Genomic DNA, 17,815 nt, shown 5'->3' with positions numbered 1-17,815 from the left:
CGCCCGGCCACTCGTGCTCATGAAGGAGGGCACCATGTTCGACCGATCACCGATACGTCGCCTGAGAACCGCCTGGGGGAACCTCCTCGCCGACGAACGCGGCGACGTTCCTGGCTGGGTCTTGATCACGTTGATGACCGCGGGCCTGGTCGTCGTGATCTGGGCGCTCGCGGGCCCCGCGCTCGCGGATCTGTTCACCCAGGCGATCGATCGCGTCAGCGGGTTCTGAACGATGGCCGACCGGCATCCGCTGCTCGACGACGAAGGGGCAGCCCCCGTCGAGTTCGTGCTGGTCGGTGCCGTCCTGACCTTCCTGACCCTTGCCGTGCTCCAGTTGGGCTTCGCCATCTACATCCGCAACGTCGTGCACGATGCCGCGGTAGAGGGCGCGTATCACGCCGCGCTCGCCGATACGAGCCTCGCAGATGGGGTCGCGCGCACCGAAGATGTCGTCTCTCGGGTCGTGGGGGATGCCTATCCCGTCGACGTCCAGGCGGCGGAGACCCAGCGCTTCGGCTATCCCGCGACGGAGATCACGGTGCGGGCCACGTTGCCGGTCGCGGGCCTGTGGGGCGTGCCGGAGGCGTTGGAGGTGACCGCTCATGCGCCGGACGAGAGCTTCGACTGAGCCTGTGTCGGTGCTCGCCGACGACGAGGGCAACGCGTCGCTCGAGTTCATCGTGGCGGGCCTCATCCTCCTCGCACCGCTCGTTTACCTGATCGTCGCGCTCGGAGCGATCCAGTCGCAGGCGCTCGGCGTGGAGGCGGCGGCTCGCCACGTCGCCCGGGCGGTGTCCACTGCGGCGAATGCGGAGGATGCGGCCGCCCGTGCCGACCTGGTGCTGGCAGCCGTGGCGGAGGAATACGGCATCGATCCGGATGCGGTCGTGTTGCGCTGGGAGTGCGCGCCCGCCGGCGTCGAGTGCCCCTCCGCGGGGGCGACGCTGCTCCTGAGCGTCAGCACGGACGTCCCCCTTCCCTTGGTGCCCCCGGTGCTCGGCCTCGACCAGCTCGCATCCGTTCCGGTGGAGGCGAGCGCTGTACAGAAGGTGTCGCGCCTCTGGGGGACGACGCCATGAAGCGCGCCATGCACGACGACGAGGGCAGCATCCTGCCTCTCGTGGTCGGCTACGCCGTGCTCGCGCTCGCCGCGATCTTCGTCTGCGTGTCGGCGACGAGCCTGTATCTCGCGCAGAAGCGCCTGGACGGGGTGGCGGATGCGGCGGCCCTCGCAGGAGCGGACGGCTTCACGCTGTCGATCGTCGACGGCGCTCCGCGGGCCGAGCTGAGCGGGGACGGCGTACGCGAGCAGGCGGAGGCTCTGGTGGCGTTCTCGGGTGACGCGACGCTGGTGTCGGCGACGACGCCCGACGGCGTCTCGGCGCAGGTGACGGTGGCGGGTGTCTGGCATCCGCCGCTCGTGTCGATGTTCGTCCCCGAGGGCGTCGCGCTCGAGGCGACCGCCACCAGCAGGACGGCGCTTCGGTGAATGCTCCGAGCTGGCTCCGCTACAGCCAAGGTGCGAGACCGAAGAAGGCGCCGAAAGCCGTCGCGACTTCCTTGCCGATGGTCTTGAGTGTCAGCGAACGTGATTCCGGACCTCGCGGCATGGGCTTGACCATGAGTGCGGCGATCGACACATCGACTGCGAGTCGAAACACCGCGATCGCTATCACTGACACGGCGCCCCAGAACCAATAGTCCGCCGACTCGGGGCCGAGGAGCAGACGGACGACGGCGATGAGAAGAGAGACCGTCCCGAGCGCGACGGCTGACCACGACAGGAATGTCACAGTCCGAAAGTGTCCCCACTTCAGCGAGAGACGCCGATTCGGCTTCAGGCTTGCGATCGCTGTTATGAGCGGCGCGCACGCGAACAGCCATGCCATCACGATCCCCATGGAGCCGATGCTAGTTGTCCGATCCGACATCCGAAGCACTCTGCTTCCGGCGAGGACACCGCCGGTATCTCAGACCGCGTCGGGCGAGGTGAGCGCGGCGATCGTGCCGGGCTCGAGCCATGACGGGTGCCGGTCGTCCGGGATGACCGGCGCCACAAAGCTGACGCGATCCGGAGCCCACCCCGGGGTCACGACACTGCCGATCAGCGCATAGCCCTGCGGATCGATGAGCCGGAGCGCCTTCGTCGTGCCGGCGGGGCACACCACCATCGGCTGCTCACCCGCATCTACATTCGTGCCGAGCACGTGCCGTTCGATGGTTCCCGCGTCCGTGGCGAGTAGGTACTCGACCGGTCCGCCCTCGATGAGCACGTGGATGTCGTCGGATGCGAGCCGGTGCCAGTAGTTGACCGGACGCTCGGCGTCGAGCAGGTAGTAGATCGAGTTGTGCGCGGCCAGCGTGTCCTTACCCTCGGTGACCGGCAGCTCGGAACGGGAGCGCGGCGCCCACCACCCGGACTCGACGGGGAGTGGCTCGAGCTGCAGCGTGCGTCGCCAGTACTCGGCGCGGGAGGGGGCGTCGGGCGTCATCCCTCGAGGATGGCAGATGCCCGAGCGGCACGGATCGCCGCCGCCAGCGACACGACGATGGTCGCGATGAACACGACCACCACGATGACGGCGAGAACGACGGCTGCCACGCCGCTGAGCAGGAGCGCGCCCGCGCCCGCCGCGGCGCTCGCGGCGAAGCCGGCCCATGCCCACTGCGCCGCCGCGCGGTGCGCAGCGGTCCAGGCGGCCGGCGATCGCAGCGTGGACCGGGTGCGGATGCCGGCGAGGCTGTTCTTACCCAGGACGCCACTCGCGGCGAGCTGGGTGAGCACGGCCGAGACGAGGAGCAGAGCGGGGAACACGATCACGCCTGTCATGCCCTCAGCCTAGCCAATTGTTCTACTAACATTGCAAACATGTTGTTCCGCGTCGATCACGCTTCTTCGCTGTCGCTCTCCGACCAGATCGCCTTGCAGGTGCGGGCCGGCATCGTGTCGGGTGCGCTGGCGCCGGGGGATCGCCTTCCGGCCGCTCGCGACCTGGCGACCGCGCTGCGCGTGAACATGCACACGGTCCTCCGTGCCTACGCGCGGCTGCGCGACGAAGGCATCATCGAGATGCGTCAGGGCCGCGGCGCGTGGGTGCGTCCGGAGGCCAACCCGACGCTCGTGCGGATCACCGAGCTCGCCGGGCAACTGGCCGCCGAGGCGCGCAAGATCGGACTGAGCCCGCAGGAGATCCTGCGGCTCGTGGAGTCATCGTGAGGGCGCGGCTTCGTTGGACGCCGGCGCTGACCGCGCTCGCGCTGCCCGCGCTGGCGATCGCCGGCACGGCGCTCCTGTGGCGCGAGGTGCTTCCCGAGCGCATCGCCACGCACTGGTCCGATCTCGGGGCGGCCGACGGCGCTGCCCCCACCATCGCCGTGTTGGTCATCGTCCTCGGGGTCGCTGCGGCGGCGGCGATCACGGGAACGGTGCTCGTCACCGCTTCCCGGCTGACCGCACGCACCACGCGGGCGAGCATGTTCTGGCTCGGCGTGCCCGCCGCTCTCGCGGCGGCGTGCTGGCTCGTGCCCGCGTGGCTGACACTGCACGCGGGATCGGCTGAGGACGCCGTGCTCGGTGTCTGGATCATCCCGCTGCTGCTCTGCATCCTGTACGGGGTCGTTCCCTACGCCCTGGCGCCGCGGCCAGGAGCGACCGAGGAGCCGGGCGCGCAGACGATGCCTCTCGCGCCGAGCGAGGTCGGCGCATGGAGCCACACCTTCACGGCGAACATCTTCGTCTACGCCACGATCGTCGTCGCGGCCATCGCCGTCGTCGTCATCGTCCCGCTCGCGGCCTCGGGATCGCTCGGCTCCGCCTGGCTCGCGCCGGTCATCCTGCTCGTCGCGACCGTGGTGCTCGCCTCCTTCATCCGCATCCGCGTGAGCGCGGACTGGCGCGGCCTGCGCGTCGTATCGCTTCTGCTGCGCATTCCGCTCAAGCGCGTCCCGCTGGACCGTATCCGTCGCGCCGAAGCCGCACAGCTGAACCCCGGCGAGTGGGGAGGATGGGGCTACCGCATCATGCCGGGGCGCTCCGCGCTCGTGCTGCGCAGCGGTCCAGGGCTTGTCATCACGAGCGTGGACGGCACGCAGTTCGCGATCAGTCTCGCGGATGCCGACAACCCCGCCAGGCTGCTGAATACGCTGCGCGGGCAGGAGGTCGGAGCGGACTCAGTGTGATCCGGGTCAGGCGCTGGGCCTCGCCCGCGCCGCAGCGACACCCTTCGGCAGGACGGCGGCGCCGGCGACCGCCACGAACCCCGAGAGGCCCAGTACGCCGAGCGCCACGACCGGACCGGAGACGGCGAGCAGCATCGCGGTGACGGCGCTGCCGAGCACGGCGCCCACTTGGCGGGTCGCGTTGTACGTGCCGGATGCGGCCCCCGCGAACTCCACGGGCACCGAGGTCATCGCGGCGGTCGCGAGCGGCGACCAGACGAACGAGTTCGCGAAGCCGAAGAGTCCGAGTGCGAGCACGAGCACGCTGATCGGAGCGCCGGTATCAGCCGCGACGGCACAGGCGCAGACGGACACGACCATCGCCGCCGACCCCGTGACGGCCACGGGTCGCGCACCCCACCGGCGCACACAGAGGCCGGCGAGCGGCGCCGTCACGGCCGACACCACGCCGAGGGGGAGCACGACGAGGGTCGCCGTGCCCACATCCAATCCGCGCTCGTTCTGCAGATGGAGCATGACGGGGATGAGCGCCGCGCCCACGATGAAGCTCGCGCTCGTCGCCGACGACACCGCCGCGACGAACCCGCGGCTGCGCACGAGCAGCCCAGGAACCAGTGCACGCCGCGGGTCGCGCGGCTGGAACACGAACGCGAGCGCGGTCAGGACGATGCCCGCCGCTGCGACGACGATCGTCAGCCATCCCGCTGTCTGTGGGGCCTCATGCACCGCGAACACCAGGGCGAAGACGCCCAGGGCGCTCGCCGCCGCCGTCACCACCGGCACGGTGCCGCCGGCCGCGGGCAGGCGCGGTGCCCACCACACCACCATCGCCAGCGCGACGACGCCGAGCGGAACGTTGACGAGGAAGATCGCGGGCCAGCCCGCCCAGGCGATCAGCACGCCGCCCAGAAGCGGACCGCTCGCGGCCGCGACACCGCCGACCGCGCTCCAGACGCCGAGCGCGGTCGGCAGGGATGCGGCGGGGAACACCCGACGGATCATGGCGAGGGATTGCGGCGTCATCAGCGCCGCCCCGGCGCCCTGCGCGATCCGCGCCGTGACCAGCACCTCCAGGGTCGGTGCCAGTCCGCACGCCAGTGATGCCGCCACGAACACGCCCAACCCGACGATGTACACGCGTCGGGGGCCGAAACGATCTCCCCACCGCCCGCTGCACAGCAGCGGCACCGCGTAGGCGAACAGGTAGCCGCTGTTGACCCAGACCGTCGCCGCATCCGTCACCTCGAAGTCGGCCGCGATCGAGGGCACGGCCACCGCGACGATCGTCGAGTCGAGGAGCATCAGGAAGAACCCGAGACACATGGCCACGAGCGTCAGCCACGGCGAACGCGTGCGCGCAGGGCGAGGCGGAGCCGCGGATACGGCGACGGGAGCGGTCACGAGGCGAGGTTCTCCCGCAGCGTCGTGCCGGGGTAGCGCGGCGCGAGCGCACCCCGAGCGCGCAACTCGGGCAGCAGCAGCTCCGCGATGTCGGCGTATCCCGAGGGAGCGGCCAGCGGTGAGCTGAACATGTAGCCGCCGCGCTCGCCGGTTGCCGCGAAGTTCTCCTGCAGAGCGTCCGCGATCTCGGCGGCAGATCCGCACAGCGTGTGGTCCATCCCCGTCGCATGGTGCCAGCCGGCCGCGAAGAAGTCAGCCCGGCTCATCCGGTGGTCCTCGCCGTGCTCGTCCATCAGAGCGCCCACGAGTCCGCCCGGCGTGGCCTGGGCGGCACGGATCTTCTCGGCGAGATCGCCCAGACGGAAGTGTGCGGGCAGCGTCGAGAAGTCGTAGCCCGCGTTGTGGGAGAGGTGTGTGCCCACCGCCTCTTCGTCCCAGAACGACAGCACCTCTCGACGCCGCTCCTCCGCTTCGGCCCGCGTGCGGCCGACGATCACCTGCGTCGCCCAGAGGATGCCGACGGATGCGGGGTCGCGACCCGCATCCGCCAACGCCGCATCCAGCGCGGCGCGGTGCCGCTGCTGCCCTGCGAGCGAGCCGCCGTAGCCGAACACCACGTCGGCGAAGCCGGCCGAGGTGGCGATGCCGCGCGGCGAGTTGCCCGCCTGCACCAGCACCGGATGCACCTGCGGACTCGGCACCGCGCTCAGCGGACCCTTGACCTGGAAGAACGCGCCGCGGTGGTCGATCGCGCGCACCTTGTCGGGGTCGGCGAACCGGCCCGTCGTGCGATCGCGCACGATCGCGTCCGGTGCGACCGAGTCCCACAGGCCCTTGCAGACCGCGATGAACTCGTCCATGCGCTCGTACCGCTTCGCGTGCTCCATGAGTTCGTCGAAGCCGTAGTTGGCCGCATCCGCACTGCGCGTGGAGGCGACAACGTTGAATGCGATGCGTCCGCCGGTCACGTGATCCAGCGAGTTCAGCAGCCGAGCCACATAGAAGGGATGCATGAAGGTCGACGAGTACGTCAGGCCGAAGCCGATATGGTCCGTCACCGTCGACATGGCCGCGACGATCGGGCTCATGTCGTGCCGGGGCCACTGCACGCCCCACTCGACGGCGGGAGCGATCGATCCGCGCCAGGTGTCGGGGATACCGCTGCCGTCGCCGAAGAACAGCAGGTCGACCCCGGCGCGCTCCGCCGTCACGGCGATCTCCTGGAACATGCGCACATCGGGGAAGTCGTAGCCCACCCACGACCCGGGCCGCGCCCAACGGCCCTCCGTGTGCGTGAACGACAGATCGAAGGCCGTGTGGATGCCGCTCATGCCGTGACCTCCTCACGCGACGCGGTCCACAGCCCCGCGATCTCGGCGATCGGCATGAGCAGCCCCACGTTCAGGGCGAGGGACTCGAGCGCCGCGTCATGCAGACGGACGTCATACGCCGCCGTTGCATCGGCCGCGATGACGACCGGCCAGTCGCGCTGGACGGCGTCGAACGCTGTCGCCGCCACGCAGCATTCGGTGGTGAGCCCCGCGATCGTGACCCAGGTGATGCCCGCGTCGCGCAGGACGGCCTCCAGCTCCGTGGCCACGAAGCCGCTGTAGCCTCGCTTGACGACGCGCGCCTCCCCGGGGGCGGGCGATACCCGATACCACTCGGCGCCGGGAGTTCCGGTGATGCACGGCGCATCGGGGATCTGCGCCTCCGGCTCGCCGGTGTGCAGCCACGAGCTCGCGTGCCATACGGCATCGGGGGCGCTCTCGAGTTCGACCCACACCACCGGCACACCGGTCGCGCGGGCGTGCTCGACGAGGGTCGCGGCGCGTTCCACCGCCGCGGCGACGCCGGCGAGCGCGGCCTCGTCCAGACCGAACGCCGCGAGGTGCTCGGGGTCGCCGAACGAGCGCTGCACATCCACGACGAGCAGGGCCGGGCGGGCCTCGGCAGCGGTGAGCACCGCGAGCTGCCGCTCGCGCAAGGCGCTCATACGGTCGCCGCCGTGCCCGCGTGCGCGCGCAGCTCCGGCAGCACCGACTCGCCGAAAGCGGCCATGTCGGTGAGGTAGTCGGGGAAGATGAGCATGAGCCCGTCCAGCTCCGCCGTCTCGACGACACGGAGGATGCGCTCCACCAGCGTCTGGGCCGATCCGGTCACGTAGGGCGTCTGGAACGCCTCCGTGCCCTGAGCCCCCTCGGCCCACGACAGTGCGCGGTTCGGATCCCATCCCCACGAGCGCCGCATGTTCGCCAGCGCCTCCCGGTCCAGTCCTTCGCCGTAGTGCCGCGCCCGAGCCTCGGCCGCCGCATCCGTCTCGTCCTGCACGATGGTCAGCATCGAGTACGTCCGTGCCTCACGTCCGTGCTCCGCTGCGCGGGCATGCACGTCGCGGGAGAACTCCCGCATCTCGTCGAGGCTCTCCGAGCCCAGGAACGCCCCGTCGGCGTACTTCGCCTGGAAGGCGCGCCCGCTCTCGGATCGCCCCGCGCTGATGATGGCGGGCCTGGTCGCCGGATGCGGCCGCGACTGGCAATCGGTAAGAGTGAAGAAATCGCCCGCGTGGGTGACGGACTCCTCGCTCCACAGCCGCAGCACGAGCTGGGTCCACTCCTCGGTCATCCGGTAGCGGTCGGCGTGCGACATGTCGGCGTCCCAGATGCCCATCTGCTCGAACTCGTCAGCGTACGAGCCGTTGACGATGTTCATCCCCGCGCGACCGTGGCTGATCTGCTGCAGCGTCGTGAACACTTTGGCGGCGAACGCGGGGTTCTGCATGTTCGCGTGGATGGTGGCCCAGATCTTCACACGGCTCGTGGCCTCGGCGATGCCGGCCATCATCGTGATCGACTCGATCGTCTCGCCCCAGTGGTCGGTGGCGCCGCCGAATCCGCGCCACTTGGCCATCGCCATGACGAAATCGAGGCCGATCTGCTCGCCGAGCACGGCGACCTGCTTGTTGTAGTCGTAATCGGCGGGCGGATAGGGGGCGGTGCCGGAGATCAGCCAGCCGCCGGCGGCGTTGGGGAGGAAGACGCCGTACTCGGTCGTGCTCATGGGATGTTCCTGTCGTTCGGGGAGAGGTGTCAGGGCGCGGGCCAGACGAGTGCGTCGCCGTCGTAGATCGCCTCGATGAACGAGGTGTCGATGTACGAGGATGCGTCGTCTGCGGTCGCAGGGTTCTCGAGCAGGTCGTAGTCGACGAGCATCTTCCCGAGCGCCGCGTAGTTGTCGGTGTCGATGGCGCCGAGAGCCCAACCGTCGGGAAGGGTGTCGGCGACCGTGGCGACCTCCGTCTCCCAGATGCGCTGGTTGTGCGCCGCGTCGTAGCCGTCGCCGCTCAGCTCGGCGGTGTAGCCGACGCATTCCTCGGCGTTGTCGGCGCAGTACGCGTAGGCGTGCAGGATCGCGCGGAGGAAGTCCTCGACGGCGGTCGGATGCTCGCTCGCGAACGCGGGGTTCACCGCCATCGCGCCGAGCGAGGAAGGCACACCGTAGTCGTACGGGCTCCAGACGGTGACCTCGTCCCCGGCCGCTTCGAGCAGGTTCGGCTCGTTGGAGATGAAGCCGGTGAGTGAGGTGACCTGCCCGCGGGGGAGCACGGAGGGGTCGTAGCCGACCTGCACCTGCTCGATCGTCGACATGTCGACGCCCTCCTCGTCGAGCATCGCCGCGACCGTCGGGGGCAACTGACCCTTGTGGCCGAGGATCGTCCCCTCGAGCTGGGTCAGCTTGGTGATGTCGGGCATCGTCAGCAGCACTTCGAGGCCCTCGTTGGAGTACGACGAGATGCCGAGCACATCGACGCCCGCATCCTGCGCCTGGATGAGGTTCTGCAGGCTGAGCGGGGTGAACTGCACCGTGCCCGCCGCCAGGAGCTGGGTGTTCTGGCTCGTCTCGCCCGAACCGGGCTCGAGCGACACGTTCAGGCACAGATCGTCGAAGTAGCCGAGTTCCTTTGCGGCGACCACCTCGAGGATCGACGCGGACGCCTGCCACTGGTATCCGCTGAGGTACGTGATCTCACCCGCATCCTTGTTGAGCGAGCAGCGTTCGGCGGAGACGGCCGAACCGGCATCTGCTGCGGGCGCGGTGTCGGTGGGGCCGGCGCAACCGGCGAGGGCGAGGGCTGCGAGCGCGAGCGGTGCAGCGAACAGCAGGGGGCGTCGGGTCATGGCGGTGTTCTCCCGGATAAGCGGTGGATGGTGCGGGTCGGATGGTGCGGGTGGTGCCAGGGTGGTGCGGTTTCGGGCACGCCGGCGGAGCCCCCTGGCGCTGGTGGCGCAGGAGGGGCGTGGAGGTTTGCGTCAGCCTTTACGGCCGGGCGCGTGTGATTCGTGCCAGTGCAGAGCGCGTCGCTCCGCGGCGGTGACCACGGCGAGCAGTGCGGAACCCATGAGAGCCAGCACGAAGATCGACGCGTAGACGACCGCGAGCTTGTTGTTGGCGCTGGCGAGCTTGATCGCGGTTCCGAGGCCTTCCGCCGCGCCGGGGGCGAACATCTCGGCGACCACGGCGCCGACGACCGACAGTGGGAAGACGATCTTCAGCGCCGCGAACAGGAAGGGAAGGGAGCTGGGGATGCGCACGAACCACAGCATCTCCAGTCGCGAGGCCCGGATGGTCTCGTAGAACTGCATCACGGGAGCCGGCACCGAGCGCAGCCCGATCGACACGTTGATGAGGATGGGGAAGAAGCAGATGAGGGCGGTCACGACGAGCTTCGGCTCCGGGCCGAATCCGAACGCGACCACGAGCGCCGGGGCGATCGCCACGAGGGGCGTCACGTTCAGCACGACGGCGATCGGCATGATCGCGCGACGAAGCACGGGCACTTCGCTGACCGCGATGGCGAGGATGAAGGACGCGACGAAGGCGATGGCCAGACCGATGAGCGACTCCTGCAAGGTCACCCACGCGTTCGTGACGTAGAACATCGGGTTGGAGACGATCGCCGTCACGACGTCGCCGAGCGGGGGGAGCAGGAACGGCATCTCGGCCGATCCCCACCACCACAGCAGCGCCAGCGCCACGATCATGAGTGTCAAGGGGGCCCAGACGGCGGGGCGATACCAGGCGCGTTTGATCGAGCGGCGCACCGGACGGGGGGATGCGGCCGGCGTGGCGGCGACCTCGACGCCGCGGGCGTCGGTCGAGGGCATAGCGGTCATGGCTCCTCCTCAGGCTGCCGAAGTCGACGGTGTGCGCCAGGCGTCCTGCAGCCGGCGGCGGATGAGGTCTTCGTAGTGGTGGAACGCGGGGGTGTTGATCTGCGCAGCCGGACGCGGTCGGGACAGATCGATGTCGATGACGTCGACGATGCGTCCCGGGCGTGGCGCCATCACGACCACCGTGTCCGAGAGACGTACGGCCTCGGTGACCGAGTGCGTCACGAACACGACCGTCGTCTTGTACTCGTCCCACAGATCCAGCAGGTGCTCCTGCAGGGACTCACGGGTGAACTCGTCGAGCGCCGAGAAGGGCTCATCCATCAGCAGCACGTCGGGACGAAGGCCGAACGCGCGCACGATGGCCACCCGCTGCTGCATGCCGCCGGAGAGCTGTGCGGGCAGCTTGTCGAGGGCATCTCCCAGACCCACCTCGCGCAGCATGTGCGTGAGCTCCTCGGTGCTCGCGGTCGTCGTCGTGCCGGCGGTCGCGGGGCGGCGTCGCGAGCCGCCCCGGTTGACGCGTTGGGGGAGCGTGACGTTCTGCAGCACCGACTTCCACGGCAGCAGGGCCGGCGCCTGCGGAACGAGACCCACCATCTTCGCCTCGCACGCGGCGTCGGGCGAGACGCCGAAGACGCTCACCGTGCCGGCATTCGGCTGCTCGAGACCTGCGATCGCGCGCAACAGCGTCGACTTGCCGCATCCGCTCGGCCCGATCACGCTCACGAAGCGTCCGGCGGGGATCTCCAGGTTCACGTCCCCCAGCGCGACCAGTGCGCCTGCTCCCGTGCCGTACGTCTTGTTGACCGCGTCGATGCGGATGCCCGCGACGCCGCTCATGCGATGCTCCGGAAGGTGCGGTCCTGGTAGACGAGAGGTGCGCGCTCGCTGACGCACACCTCCTCGACGGCGAGAAGCAGCATGAGGTGGTCTCCCATCGTGACGCGGCTGTCGACGCGCGTGATGAGTGAGGCCATCGCGTCGGCGAGCACCGGAAGGTGCGGGTAGTCGGGGTGGGCGGAGAAGGTCGAGAACTTGTCGACGCCCTTCGTCGCGAAGCGGCGTGCCAGATCGCCGTGACCGTCCGCGAGGATGTTGATCGCCACGGCCTCGGAGGCCTGGAACGCGTCGTAGGAGTCAGCGGTATCGGCCAGGAAGACCGCGACGAGCGCGGGATCGGCGGACACCGACGTGAAGCTGTTCGCCGTGAACCCGTAGTCCACGCTGTCGTGGCGGGTCGTGGCGACGGTGACGGATGTGGCCATCCGGCCGAGGGCCGCGCGCAGAGAACCGGTCACCTCGGGCGCGGGTGCGGAACGGAACATGAGACCTCCCATGGGAATCAATCGCAGACGATGATCATGGAGAGCGTGCCGGGTGGACGATCAGTGGTCGATCCGGCGGAGGTCCATCTGACGATGACGTTACGGGGCGGGTGTTTCACGCAGGGCGACGGTCCTGTTTCAGCTGTGTGAACAGCGCTCCGGGTCAGAGCGTCGCCGCATCCGGCAATGCGTGCAGTTCGCCCGCATCCCACAGGAGCACCTCGAGTCCGACATCCGCCGCTGCCCGGCGGAGCCAGGATCCCGTTCGGAACGCCGGGAGGGCGCCGGTGCCGATGCACAGCACGGCGCGCGCTCCCGGCGTCAGACAGGTGCGCACCCAGGTGAGCTTGAACATGTCGGCCATGAGCTTGTTGCGGTGCTGCGAGGTGAAATCGCCGGTGCGGATCACCAGCTGAACGACGAGCGAGCCGTCCTCCGACGCCCCCTCGATCTCGGTGCGGCTGCCGTCCGAGAGCCGGAGGTGACGCGGACGCACCTCCACGCCGAAGCGCCCGCCGAGCGCAACCAGAGCCGCCCGCTCGACGCTGCCCGCCTCGAACCGACCCCACTCGTTGCGTGGTGCCGCCGGTCCGCGCTCGTTCACGCGGTCACTGTAGGCAGTCCGGATGACGCGCGTGTTACGCGCGCACCGGCGGTCAGGCGGCTTGACCCCGCCGCAACGTCATAGTCGTGACTGGATGCATGACCGTCATTCCGCTTGCTTACCTGGCCTCCGCTTTCCTCTCCCTGCTCGGGAACTCGATCGCCGCCGTCGCCCTGCCGCTCATCGTTCTGCAGGTGACGGGCAGCGCCCTCGGCGCGGGTGCCGTCGCCGCAGCCACGGCGGTTCCCGCCATCCTCGCCGGACTGTTCGCAGGCGTGATCATCGACCGCGTCAACCGGCGCACCGCCTCGATCGCCGCAGATGTGATCTCGGCGCTCGCCGTCGCGGCCCTCCCCGTCGTCGACCTCCTCTGGGGGCTGAACCTGGGGTGGTTCGTGATCCTCGGGATCGTCGGTGCCCTCGGCGATGTTCCCGGCATGACCTCACGCGAGACGCTCCTTCCGGCGATCGTCCGCCACGGCCGGTGGGGCGCCGAACGGCTCATCGGCGCGCGGGAAGCGCTCGGAGCGATCGCGATCATGCTCGGTCCCGCACTCGCCGGCGTGCTGCTGGTGATGCTCGACGGGAGCAGCGTGCTGTGGGTGACGGCGGCCACTTCCTTCGCCGCCGCGACCATGACCCTGCTGCTGCCGCGGAATGTCGGTGCGATCTCAGACAGAGTGGCGTCGCACGGGAACGGATGGGCGCAGGTGCGAGAGGGGTGGCGCGTGCTCGCGGGCAGTCGGTTCCTCGTCGCGACGACCTCGCTCAGCCTGCTCTCGGTCTTCGTGCTCGCCTCGATGCAGGCACTCGTTCTCCCGGTGTACTTCACCCTGGAGGGAGAGCCAGGTCTCCTCGGCCTCGTGCTCTCCGCGCTCGCCGCCGGCATGCTGGTCGGCGGGGCCATGTACGCCGTCGTCGGTCGGCGCGGGTCTCGTCGGGGGTGGTTCCTCACGGGACTCCTGGGGAGCGGGGCAGGGTTTGCGCTGATCGGCGCCCTGCCGTCGGTCTGGGTCGTGCTCACGGGCGCCGCGGTGGTGGGTCTTGCCGCGGGCGTGTTCAACAGCCTGATCGGCGTGCTCATGATCGAGCGAATCCCAGATGCCCTGCGCGGCCGCATCCTCGGTACGCAGAACGCGGTGCTGACGGCGGCGCCGCCCGTGGGGATCGTGCTCGCCGCCGTGCTCACCGAATATGCGGGCGTCGAAATGGCTGCCGCGCTGCTCGCGAGCGTGTGGCTCATCGCGCTCGTCATCGGGCTCACCGCGAGATCACTGCGTAGCCTGGATGCCGTGACCGACACGGATGCGGGGTGAGACTCCGTGCGCAGCGGTGAACTCGCCCGCCTCGCCGGCGTCACGGTGCGTGCCCTCCGGCACTACCACCAGGAAGGCGTCCTGCCCGAGCCCGAACGCGGGAGCAACGGCTACCGCGAGTACCGTGTGAGCGACCTGGTGCGGGTGCTCCGCATCCGTCGGCTGGCGGCAGTGGGCATCCCGCTCGACGAGATGGCCGCTCTGCTCGACGGCGAGGCGGCGGATCCGGGCGCCCTCCTCGACACCCTCGACGCGGAGCTCGCGGCGCAGATCGATCGGCTCAGAGCGCAGCGCTCGCTCATCGCGCGGCTGCGCGCCACCGACGCGGCGCCCGACGTTCCGCCCGAACTTGCTCCTCATCTCGCCGTGCTCGCCGCGGCCGGTGGCCCCGCCGGCCTGGCGAGCATGGATCGCGATCAGTCCGTGCTGCTCGCTCACCTCGCCGGGGAAGAGGGGATGCCGCGCCTCACGCGCCTCTACGAGATCCTCAGTGCCCCCGCACTCGGTCCCCTCATCGCCGAGATCTCGGCACGCTTCAGCGAGATCGGCGCGGACACGCCGGCCACCGAGATCGACGGGTTCGTCGAAACGGTGGTCGCGGCGTTCGGTCCGGTCGTCGCCGAGGTCACGGATGCGGGCGGCGCCGTCGACCTGGGGCCGGGGGCGGATCTGGTCGACGACCTCGTCCGCATCCAGTTCACGCCCGCGCAGCGGCGCGTCCTGCGCGAGATCGAACGCCGCCTGTCCTGACGCGGAGCCTCTCGCGGGGAGCGGATGGGGGAAAGGGAAGGGGAGGGCCCCCGAGCGGCCACGCCCGGGCTCACCGCCGCCGCAGAAGGAGCACGCCGTCGTCGATCGTGGAGTCGGTGCCGTCGGGCGCTGTGACGGGGCGCGGGCGGGTCTCGGCGATGACGGTCTCCCACGCGGACTTATCCCGTGTGAGCTCGGCGAGCTCCTCGTGCAGGTCGGGGAAGACCGTGTGCTGCGCATCGGCGTGCGACCACGGCGGGACGGATGCGTGCGACACCACGAGCAGGTGGCCGCCCACCGCGACGCGGGATGCGGCGGCACGCAGGATGGCGATGCGATCCAGCGCCACGGGGGAGTGCAGGAACGATGCCGTCACGAGATCGAAGGAGCCCTCCGGCATCCCGTCGGGAAGCTCCGCCCGCACGAAGCGCGCGCGCTCGCCGAGGTCGGCGCTCGCCGCCGCCGTGGTGGCCCGAGCGATCGCCGTGACGCTGATGTCCACTCCCGTGACCTCCCAGCCCTGCTCTGCGAGCCACAGGGCGTCGCCTCCCTCGCCGCATCCGAGATCGAGCGCCGTGCCCGACGGCAGGGATGCCGCCACGTCGGCGACCGCGCGATTGACGCGGCCCGACCACATCCGCTCATCTCCCGTGTATCGATGTTCCCAGTAGGCGGCCGGCGCGGCCACGCGGTCGAGATCCTCTTCGACGAGTGCGGCATTCACGCCGGCGCCGACGAAGGATGCGGTTCCCATCGACAGCGGCACGTTGGCGCTCGGGTCGACGACGTTGCCGACGGCCCAGATGCGAGGGTGGCTTGTGCGCCCGAGACGGTCGACCTGGATCATGGCACCCAGCGGACCTTCCGTGCGCACGAGGTCGAGGCCGTCGAGGAAGCCGTCATTCGGAACGGGGCGGCCAGCGGTGAAAATCGCCGACACGGCGACCTCACGCCCGTCGGCGGTGCGCACCGCGTCGATCCGGTCACCGTCGCCTCGCACGTCGATCACCGGCGAGCTCACCAGCCGCACTCCGCGGGCGAGCAAGCGGTGGCGGAGCTCGGGATCGAGCTCGCCGAGGCCCGCGGTGAAGACCACGACGTCGTCGCTCCACTGCGTGAGCAGTTGCGCCTGGTGTGCACCGAGCGGCGAGGTCGTCAGCACGCCGATCGTCTGGTCGCGCACCTCCCAACCGTGGCAGTAGGGGCAGTGAAGCACCGTCCGGCCCCACCGCTCGGCGAGACCGGGGATATCGGGAAGCTCGTCGCTCAGTCCCGTGGCCACGATGAGCGCGCGAGCGCGGTGTGTGGTGCCGTCGGCGAGCGTGACGGTGACGCCGTCCTGGTCGGCGTCGAGGTGCGACACCGACCCGTCGACGAACCGGCCTCCGTATCCCTCCACCTCGGCGCGGCCGCGCGCGCGCAGCTCGCCCGGCGCCAGCCCCTCGTGGCCGAGCACCCCGTGCATGTGCTCGGCGAAGCGGTTGCGGCCCGACCCGGCATCGACGACCGTGACGGCACGACGGGCGCGCACGAGCATGAGGGCCGCGGAGAGACCGGCGGGGCCGGCGCCGACGACGAGGACATCCGTGGAGTTCTGCATGAGCCCATCACACGGCTACTCTGCGACTATGGCAAGCGATCTTGCAGAAACGGCAACCCCGTCCATCCGTGCCGAACTCGACGAGCTCGGGATGCGGCTGCGCACCGTCCGACGCGCCAAGGGCTGGACGCTCGACGACCTCGCCGCGCGCGCCGGACTCTCCTCGAGCACGCTCTCACGGCTCGAGTCGGGCAAGCGCCAGGCGAGCCTCGAACTGCTGCTGCCGCTCGTGCGCGAGCTCGGCATCCGCATCGACGATCTTCTGCAGCCGCGTGACCAGGACCCCCGGGTGCGGCGCACCCTCATCCATCGCGAGGGTCACCTCGTGCTCCCGCTTGCACCGGAGGGGTCGCCGACCAACGCCTACAAGATCACGTATCTCCCCGGCCCCGAGCCCGAGCAACGCGTGCACGACGGGTTCGCCTGGTTCTACGTGCTCTCCGGGCGCCTGCGACTGCGTCTGGGGGAGCAGGATCTCGTGCTCGTGCGTGGCGAAGCGGCCGAGTTCGATACCCGCACCCCGCATGCCATGTCCGCTGCGGGCGGCAGACCCGTGCAGGTGATCAGCATCTTCCACGGCGACGGCGACCGCATCCACACGCACTCCGAGTCCGTGTGACCCGGCCGCGCGTTCAGTGCTCGCTGAGCGCGGACTCCTGAGGAACTGCGGCTTCGGCGAGCCGGGGGGATCCGCCGATGAACCAGTACACGAGGCCCACGAGCACGGCGCCGCCGAACAGGTTGCCGAGCCCGACCCACAGCAGGTTCGTGCCGAAATGCCCCCACGTGGCACCCGGCATGCCGGTGGCAAGACCGATCGTGTAGGTCGTCATGTTCGCGACGACGTGTTCGAAGCCCGAGGTGATGAACGCGAGGATCGCGCAGAAGATGACGGCGATCTTCACGCCGTCGGAGCTGAGCCGGGCGCACATCCAGATGGCCAGGCAGACGAGCAGATTGCACAGCGCGCCGCGGACGAAGAGTTCCACGGGCCCCTCGTGCGCCTTCGCGGTGAGCATGTCGGCGAGCATCGTGCCGGCGGCGGCGTTGCTGTGCAGCACACCCGAGGTCGCCACGAGCACACCGAAGACGACCGAGCCCACGAGGTTGGCGCCGAAGGTGGCGAACAGTGCGCCGATGGCCGGCCCCGGGCGTATGGCGCGCAGATACGTGCCCTGCGCGAGTGTCATCATCGACGAGGTCACGAGTTCTCCGCCCGCGAACACGACCAGCGTCAGCGCCACGCCGAAAACGAGCCCGCTGACGAACTTGCCCCATCCGCTTCCGGCGGCCGTGAGCGGACCCGCGGCGCTGACCATGAGCACCACACCCACGCCGATGTACGCACCGGCCATCATCCCCGACGCGAGGAAGCGTCCGGGATGCCGCAGGCCGTGCACTTTGTGCTCCGCCACCGGTGCCTGCACGTCGACGAGCGCGCGTTCGATAGTCAGCATGTCCGATCG

Annotated in this window: 23 protein-coding genes; 9 read left to right on the top strand and 14 right to left on the bottom strand. The window is 70.0% G+C overall.

Annotated features, from left to right (window positions below):
- Positions 1–34: 34 nt before the first annotated feature.
- From EHF32_RS06065 to EHF32_RS06050, 4 genes are read left to right on the top strand one after another with little or no spacing between them, the layout of a single operon-like run.
- Positions 35–229, top strand: a complete 195-nt coding sequence (locus EHF32_RS06065) for a hypothetical protein (protein ID WP_137417346.1) — start codon at positions 35–37, stop codon at positions 227–229.
- Positions 230–232: 3 nt separating this feature from the next.
- Positions 233–628: a TadE family protein gene (locus tag EHF32_RS06060; protein WP_137417345.1), complete on the top strand. Its 396-nt coding sequence runs from the start codon at positions 233–235 to the stop codon at positions 626–628.
- 4 nt (positions 629–632) lie between these two features.
- Positions 633–1,079 (top strand): TadE family protein, encoded by a 447-nt coding sequence (locus EHF32_RS06055; protein WP_337678155.1) that lies wholly within the window; start codon positions 633–635, stop codon positions 1,077–1,079.
- Positions 1,076–1,489, top strand: a complete 414-nt coding sequence (locus tag EHF32_RS06050; protein ID WP_137417343.1) for a pilus assembly protein TadG-related protein — start codon at positions 1,076–1,078, stop codon at positions 1,487–1,489. The genes EHF32_RS06055 and EHF32_RS06050 overlap by 4 nt, the downstream gene beginning before the upstream one ends.
- Positions 1,490–1,508: 19 nt before the next feature.
- Here EHF32_RS06050 and EHF32_RS06045 read toward each other — a convergent pair whose 3' ends face one another.
- The 3 genes from EHF32_RS06045 to EHF32_RS06035 form a co-directional block, all read right to left on the bottom strand.
- Positions 1,509–1,901, bottom strand: coding sequence for a hypothetical protein (locus tag EHF32_RS06045; protein WP_137417342.1), 393 nt, complete (start codon positions 1,899–1,901; stop codon positions 1,509–1,511).
- A 69-nt stretch (positions 1,902–1,970) separates the two neighbouring features.
- Entirely contained in the window at positions 1,971–2,492 is a 522-nt protein-coding gene (locus EHF32_RS06040; RefSeq protein WP_161594066.1) for a cupin domain-containing protein, read from the bottom strand.
- Positions 2,489–2,830: an SdpI family protein gene (locus EHF32_RS06035; RefSeq protein WP_137417340.1), complete on the bottom strand. Its 342-nt coding sequence runs from the start codon at positions 2,828–2,830 to the stop codon at positions 2,489–2,491. The genes EHF32_RS06040 and EHF32_RS06035 overlap by 4 nt, the downstream gene beginning before the upstream one ends.
- A gap of 39 nt (positions 2,831–2,869) precedes the next feature.
- On the opposite strand from EHF32_RS06035, the gene EHF32_RS06030 reads away from it, so the two are divergent.
- Positions 2,870–3,217, top strand: coding sequence for a GntR family transcriptional regulator (locus EHF32_RS06030; RefSeq protein ID WP_137417339.1), 348 nt, complete (start codon positions 2,870–2,872; stop codon positions 3,215–3,217).
- Positions 3,214–4,179, top strand: a complete 966-nt coding sequence (locus EHF32_RS06025) for a hypothetical protein (protein ID WP_137417338.1) — start codon at positions 3,214–3,216, stop codon at positions 4,177–4,179. Before EHF32_RS06030 ends, EHF32_RS06025 begins: the two co-directional genes overlap by 4 nt.
- 6 nt (positions 4,180–4,185) lie before the next feature.
- Here EHF32_RS06025 and EHF32_RS06020 read toward each other — a convergent pair whose 3' ends face one another.
- From EHF32_RS06020 to EHF32_RS05980, 9 genes are all read right to left on the bottom strand, one after another.
- Positions 4,186–5,580, bottom strand: coding sequence for an MFS transporter (locus tag EHF32_RS06020; RefSeq protein ID WP_137417337.1), 1,395 nt, complete (start codon positions 5,578–5,580; stop codon positions 4,186–4,188).
- Positions 5,577–6,911, bottom strand: a complete 1,335-nt coding sequence (locus EHF32_RS06015) for an NtaA/DmoA family FMN-dependent monooxygenase (RefSeq protein WP_137417336.1) — start codon at positions 6,909–6,911, stop codon at positions 5,577–5,579. Before EHF32_RS06015 ends, EHF32_RS06020 begins: the two co-directional genes overlap by 4 nt.
- Entirely contained in the window at positions 6,908–7,576 is a 669-nt protein-coding gene (locus EHF32_RS06010; RefSeq protein ID WP_137417335.1) for a cysteine hydrolase family protein, read from the bottom strand. The genes EHF32_RS06015 and EHF32_RS06010 overlap by 4 nt, the downstream gene beginning before the upstream one ends.
- Complete coding sequence (locus tag EHF32_RS06005; RefSeq protein WP_137417334.1) at positions 7,573–8,640, bottom strand: LLM class flavin-dependent oxidoreductase; 1,068 nt, start codon at positions 8,638–8,640, stop codon at positions 7,573–7,575. The genes EHF32_RS06010 and EHF32_RS06005 overlap by 4 nt, the downstream gene beginning before the upstream one ends.
- A 29-nt stretch (positions 8,641–8,669) precedes the next feature.
- A complete protein-coding gene (locus EHF32_RS06000) occupies positions 8,670–9,758 on the bottom strand; it encodes an ABC transporter substrate-binding protein (protein ID WP_137417333.1) in 1,089 nt (362 codons plus the stop codon).
- A gap of 132 nt (positions 9,759–9,890) precedes the next feature.
- A complete protein-coding gene (locus EHF32_RS05995) occupies positions 9,891–10,754 on the bottom strand; it encodes an ABC transporter permease (protein WP_202876837.1) in 864 nt (287 codons plus the stop codon).
- Positions 10,755–10,763: 9 nt separating this feature from the next.
- Positions 10,764–11,594: an ABC transporter ATP-binding protein gene (locus tag EHF32_RS05990; protein WP_137417332.1), complete on the bottom strand. Its 831-nt coding sequence runs from the start codon at positions 11,592–11,594 to the stop codon at positions 10,764–10,766.
- Positions 11,591–12,079 carry a flavin reductase family protein gene (locus EHF32_RS05985; RefSeq protein ID WP_161594065.1) on the bottom strand — a complete coding sequence of 163 codons (489 nt, stop codon included), beginning with the start codon at positions 12,077–12,079 and terminating at the stop codon, positions 11,591–11,593. Before EHF32_RS05985 ends, EHF32_RS05990 begins: the two co-directional genes overlap by 4 nt.
- 163 nt (positions 12,080–12,242) lie before the next feature.
- Entirely contained in the window at positions 12,243–12,683 is a 441-nt protein-coding gene (locus EHF32_RS05980) for a hypothetical protein (RefSeq protein WP_137417330.1), read from the bottom strand.
- Positions 12,684–12,781: 98 nt separating this feature from the next.
- On the opposite strand from EHF32_RS05980, the gene EHF32_RS05975 reads away from it, so the two are divergent.
- Positions 12,782–13,999: an MFS transporter gene (locus EHF32_RS05975; RefSeq protein WP_137417329.1), complete on the top strand. Its 1,218-nt coding sequence runs from the start codon at positions 12,782–12,784 to the stop codon at positions 13,997–13,999.
- 6 nt (positions 14,000–14,005) lie between these two features.
- The gene (locus tag EHF32_RS05970) at positions 14,006–14,749 is read left to right on the top strand and encodes a MerR family transcriptional regulator (RefSeq protein ID WP_137417328.1); all 744 of its coding nucleotides are present in this window, start codon (positions 14,006–14,008) and stop codon (positions 14,747–14,749) included.
- A gap of 70 nt (positions 14,750–14,819) precedes the next feature.
- Here EHF32_RS05970 and EHF32_RS05965 read toward each other — a convergent pair whose 3' ends face one another.
- Positions 14,820–16,349: an FAD-dependent oxidoreductase gene (locus EHF32_RS05965; RefSeq protein ID WP_137417327.1), complete on the bottom strand. Its 1,530-nt coding sequence runs from the start codon at positions 16,347–16,349 to the stop codon at positions 14,820–14,822.
- Positions 16,350–16,377: 28 nt separating this feature from the next.
- On the opposite strand from EHF32_RS05965, the gene EHF32_RS05960 reads away from it, so the two are divergent.
- Positions 16,378–16,968 carry a helix-turn-helix domain-containing protein gene (locus tag EHF32_RS05960; protein WP_137417326.1) on the top strand — a complete coding sequence of 197 codons (591 nt, stop codon included), beginning with the start codon at positions 16,378–16,380 and terminating at the stop codon, positions 16,966–16,968.
- Positions 16,969–16,981: 13 nt separating this feature from the next.
- Here EHF32_RS05960 and EHF32_RS05955 read toward each other — a convergent pair whose 3' ends face one another.
- On the bottom strand, positions 16,982–17,806 hold the full coding sequence (locus EHF32_RS05955; RefSeq protein ID WP_137417325.1) for a formate/nitrite transporter family protein: 825 nt from the start codon (positions 17,804–17,806) through the stop codon (positions 16,982–16,984).
- Positions 17,807–17,815 lie beyond the last annotated feature (9 nt).

It is taken from the genome of Microbacterium sp. RG1, assembly GCF_005347485.1.
Classification (GTDB): Bacteria; Actinomycetota; Actinomycetes; order Actinomycetales; family Microbacteriaceae; genus Microbacterium; species Microbacterium binotii_A.
Note: the sequence above shows the minus strand (reverse complement) of the source record. Positions and strands in the feature narration are given on the sequence as shown.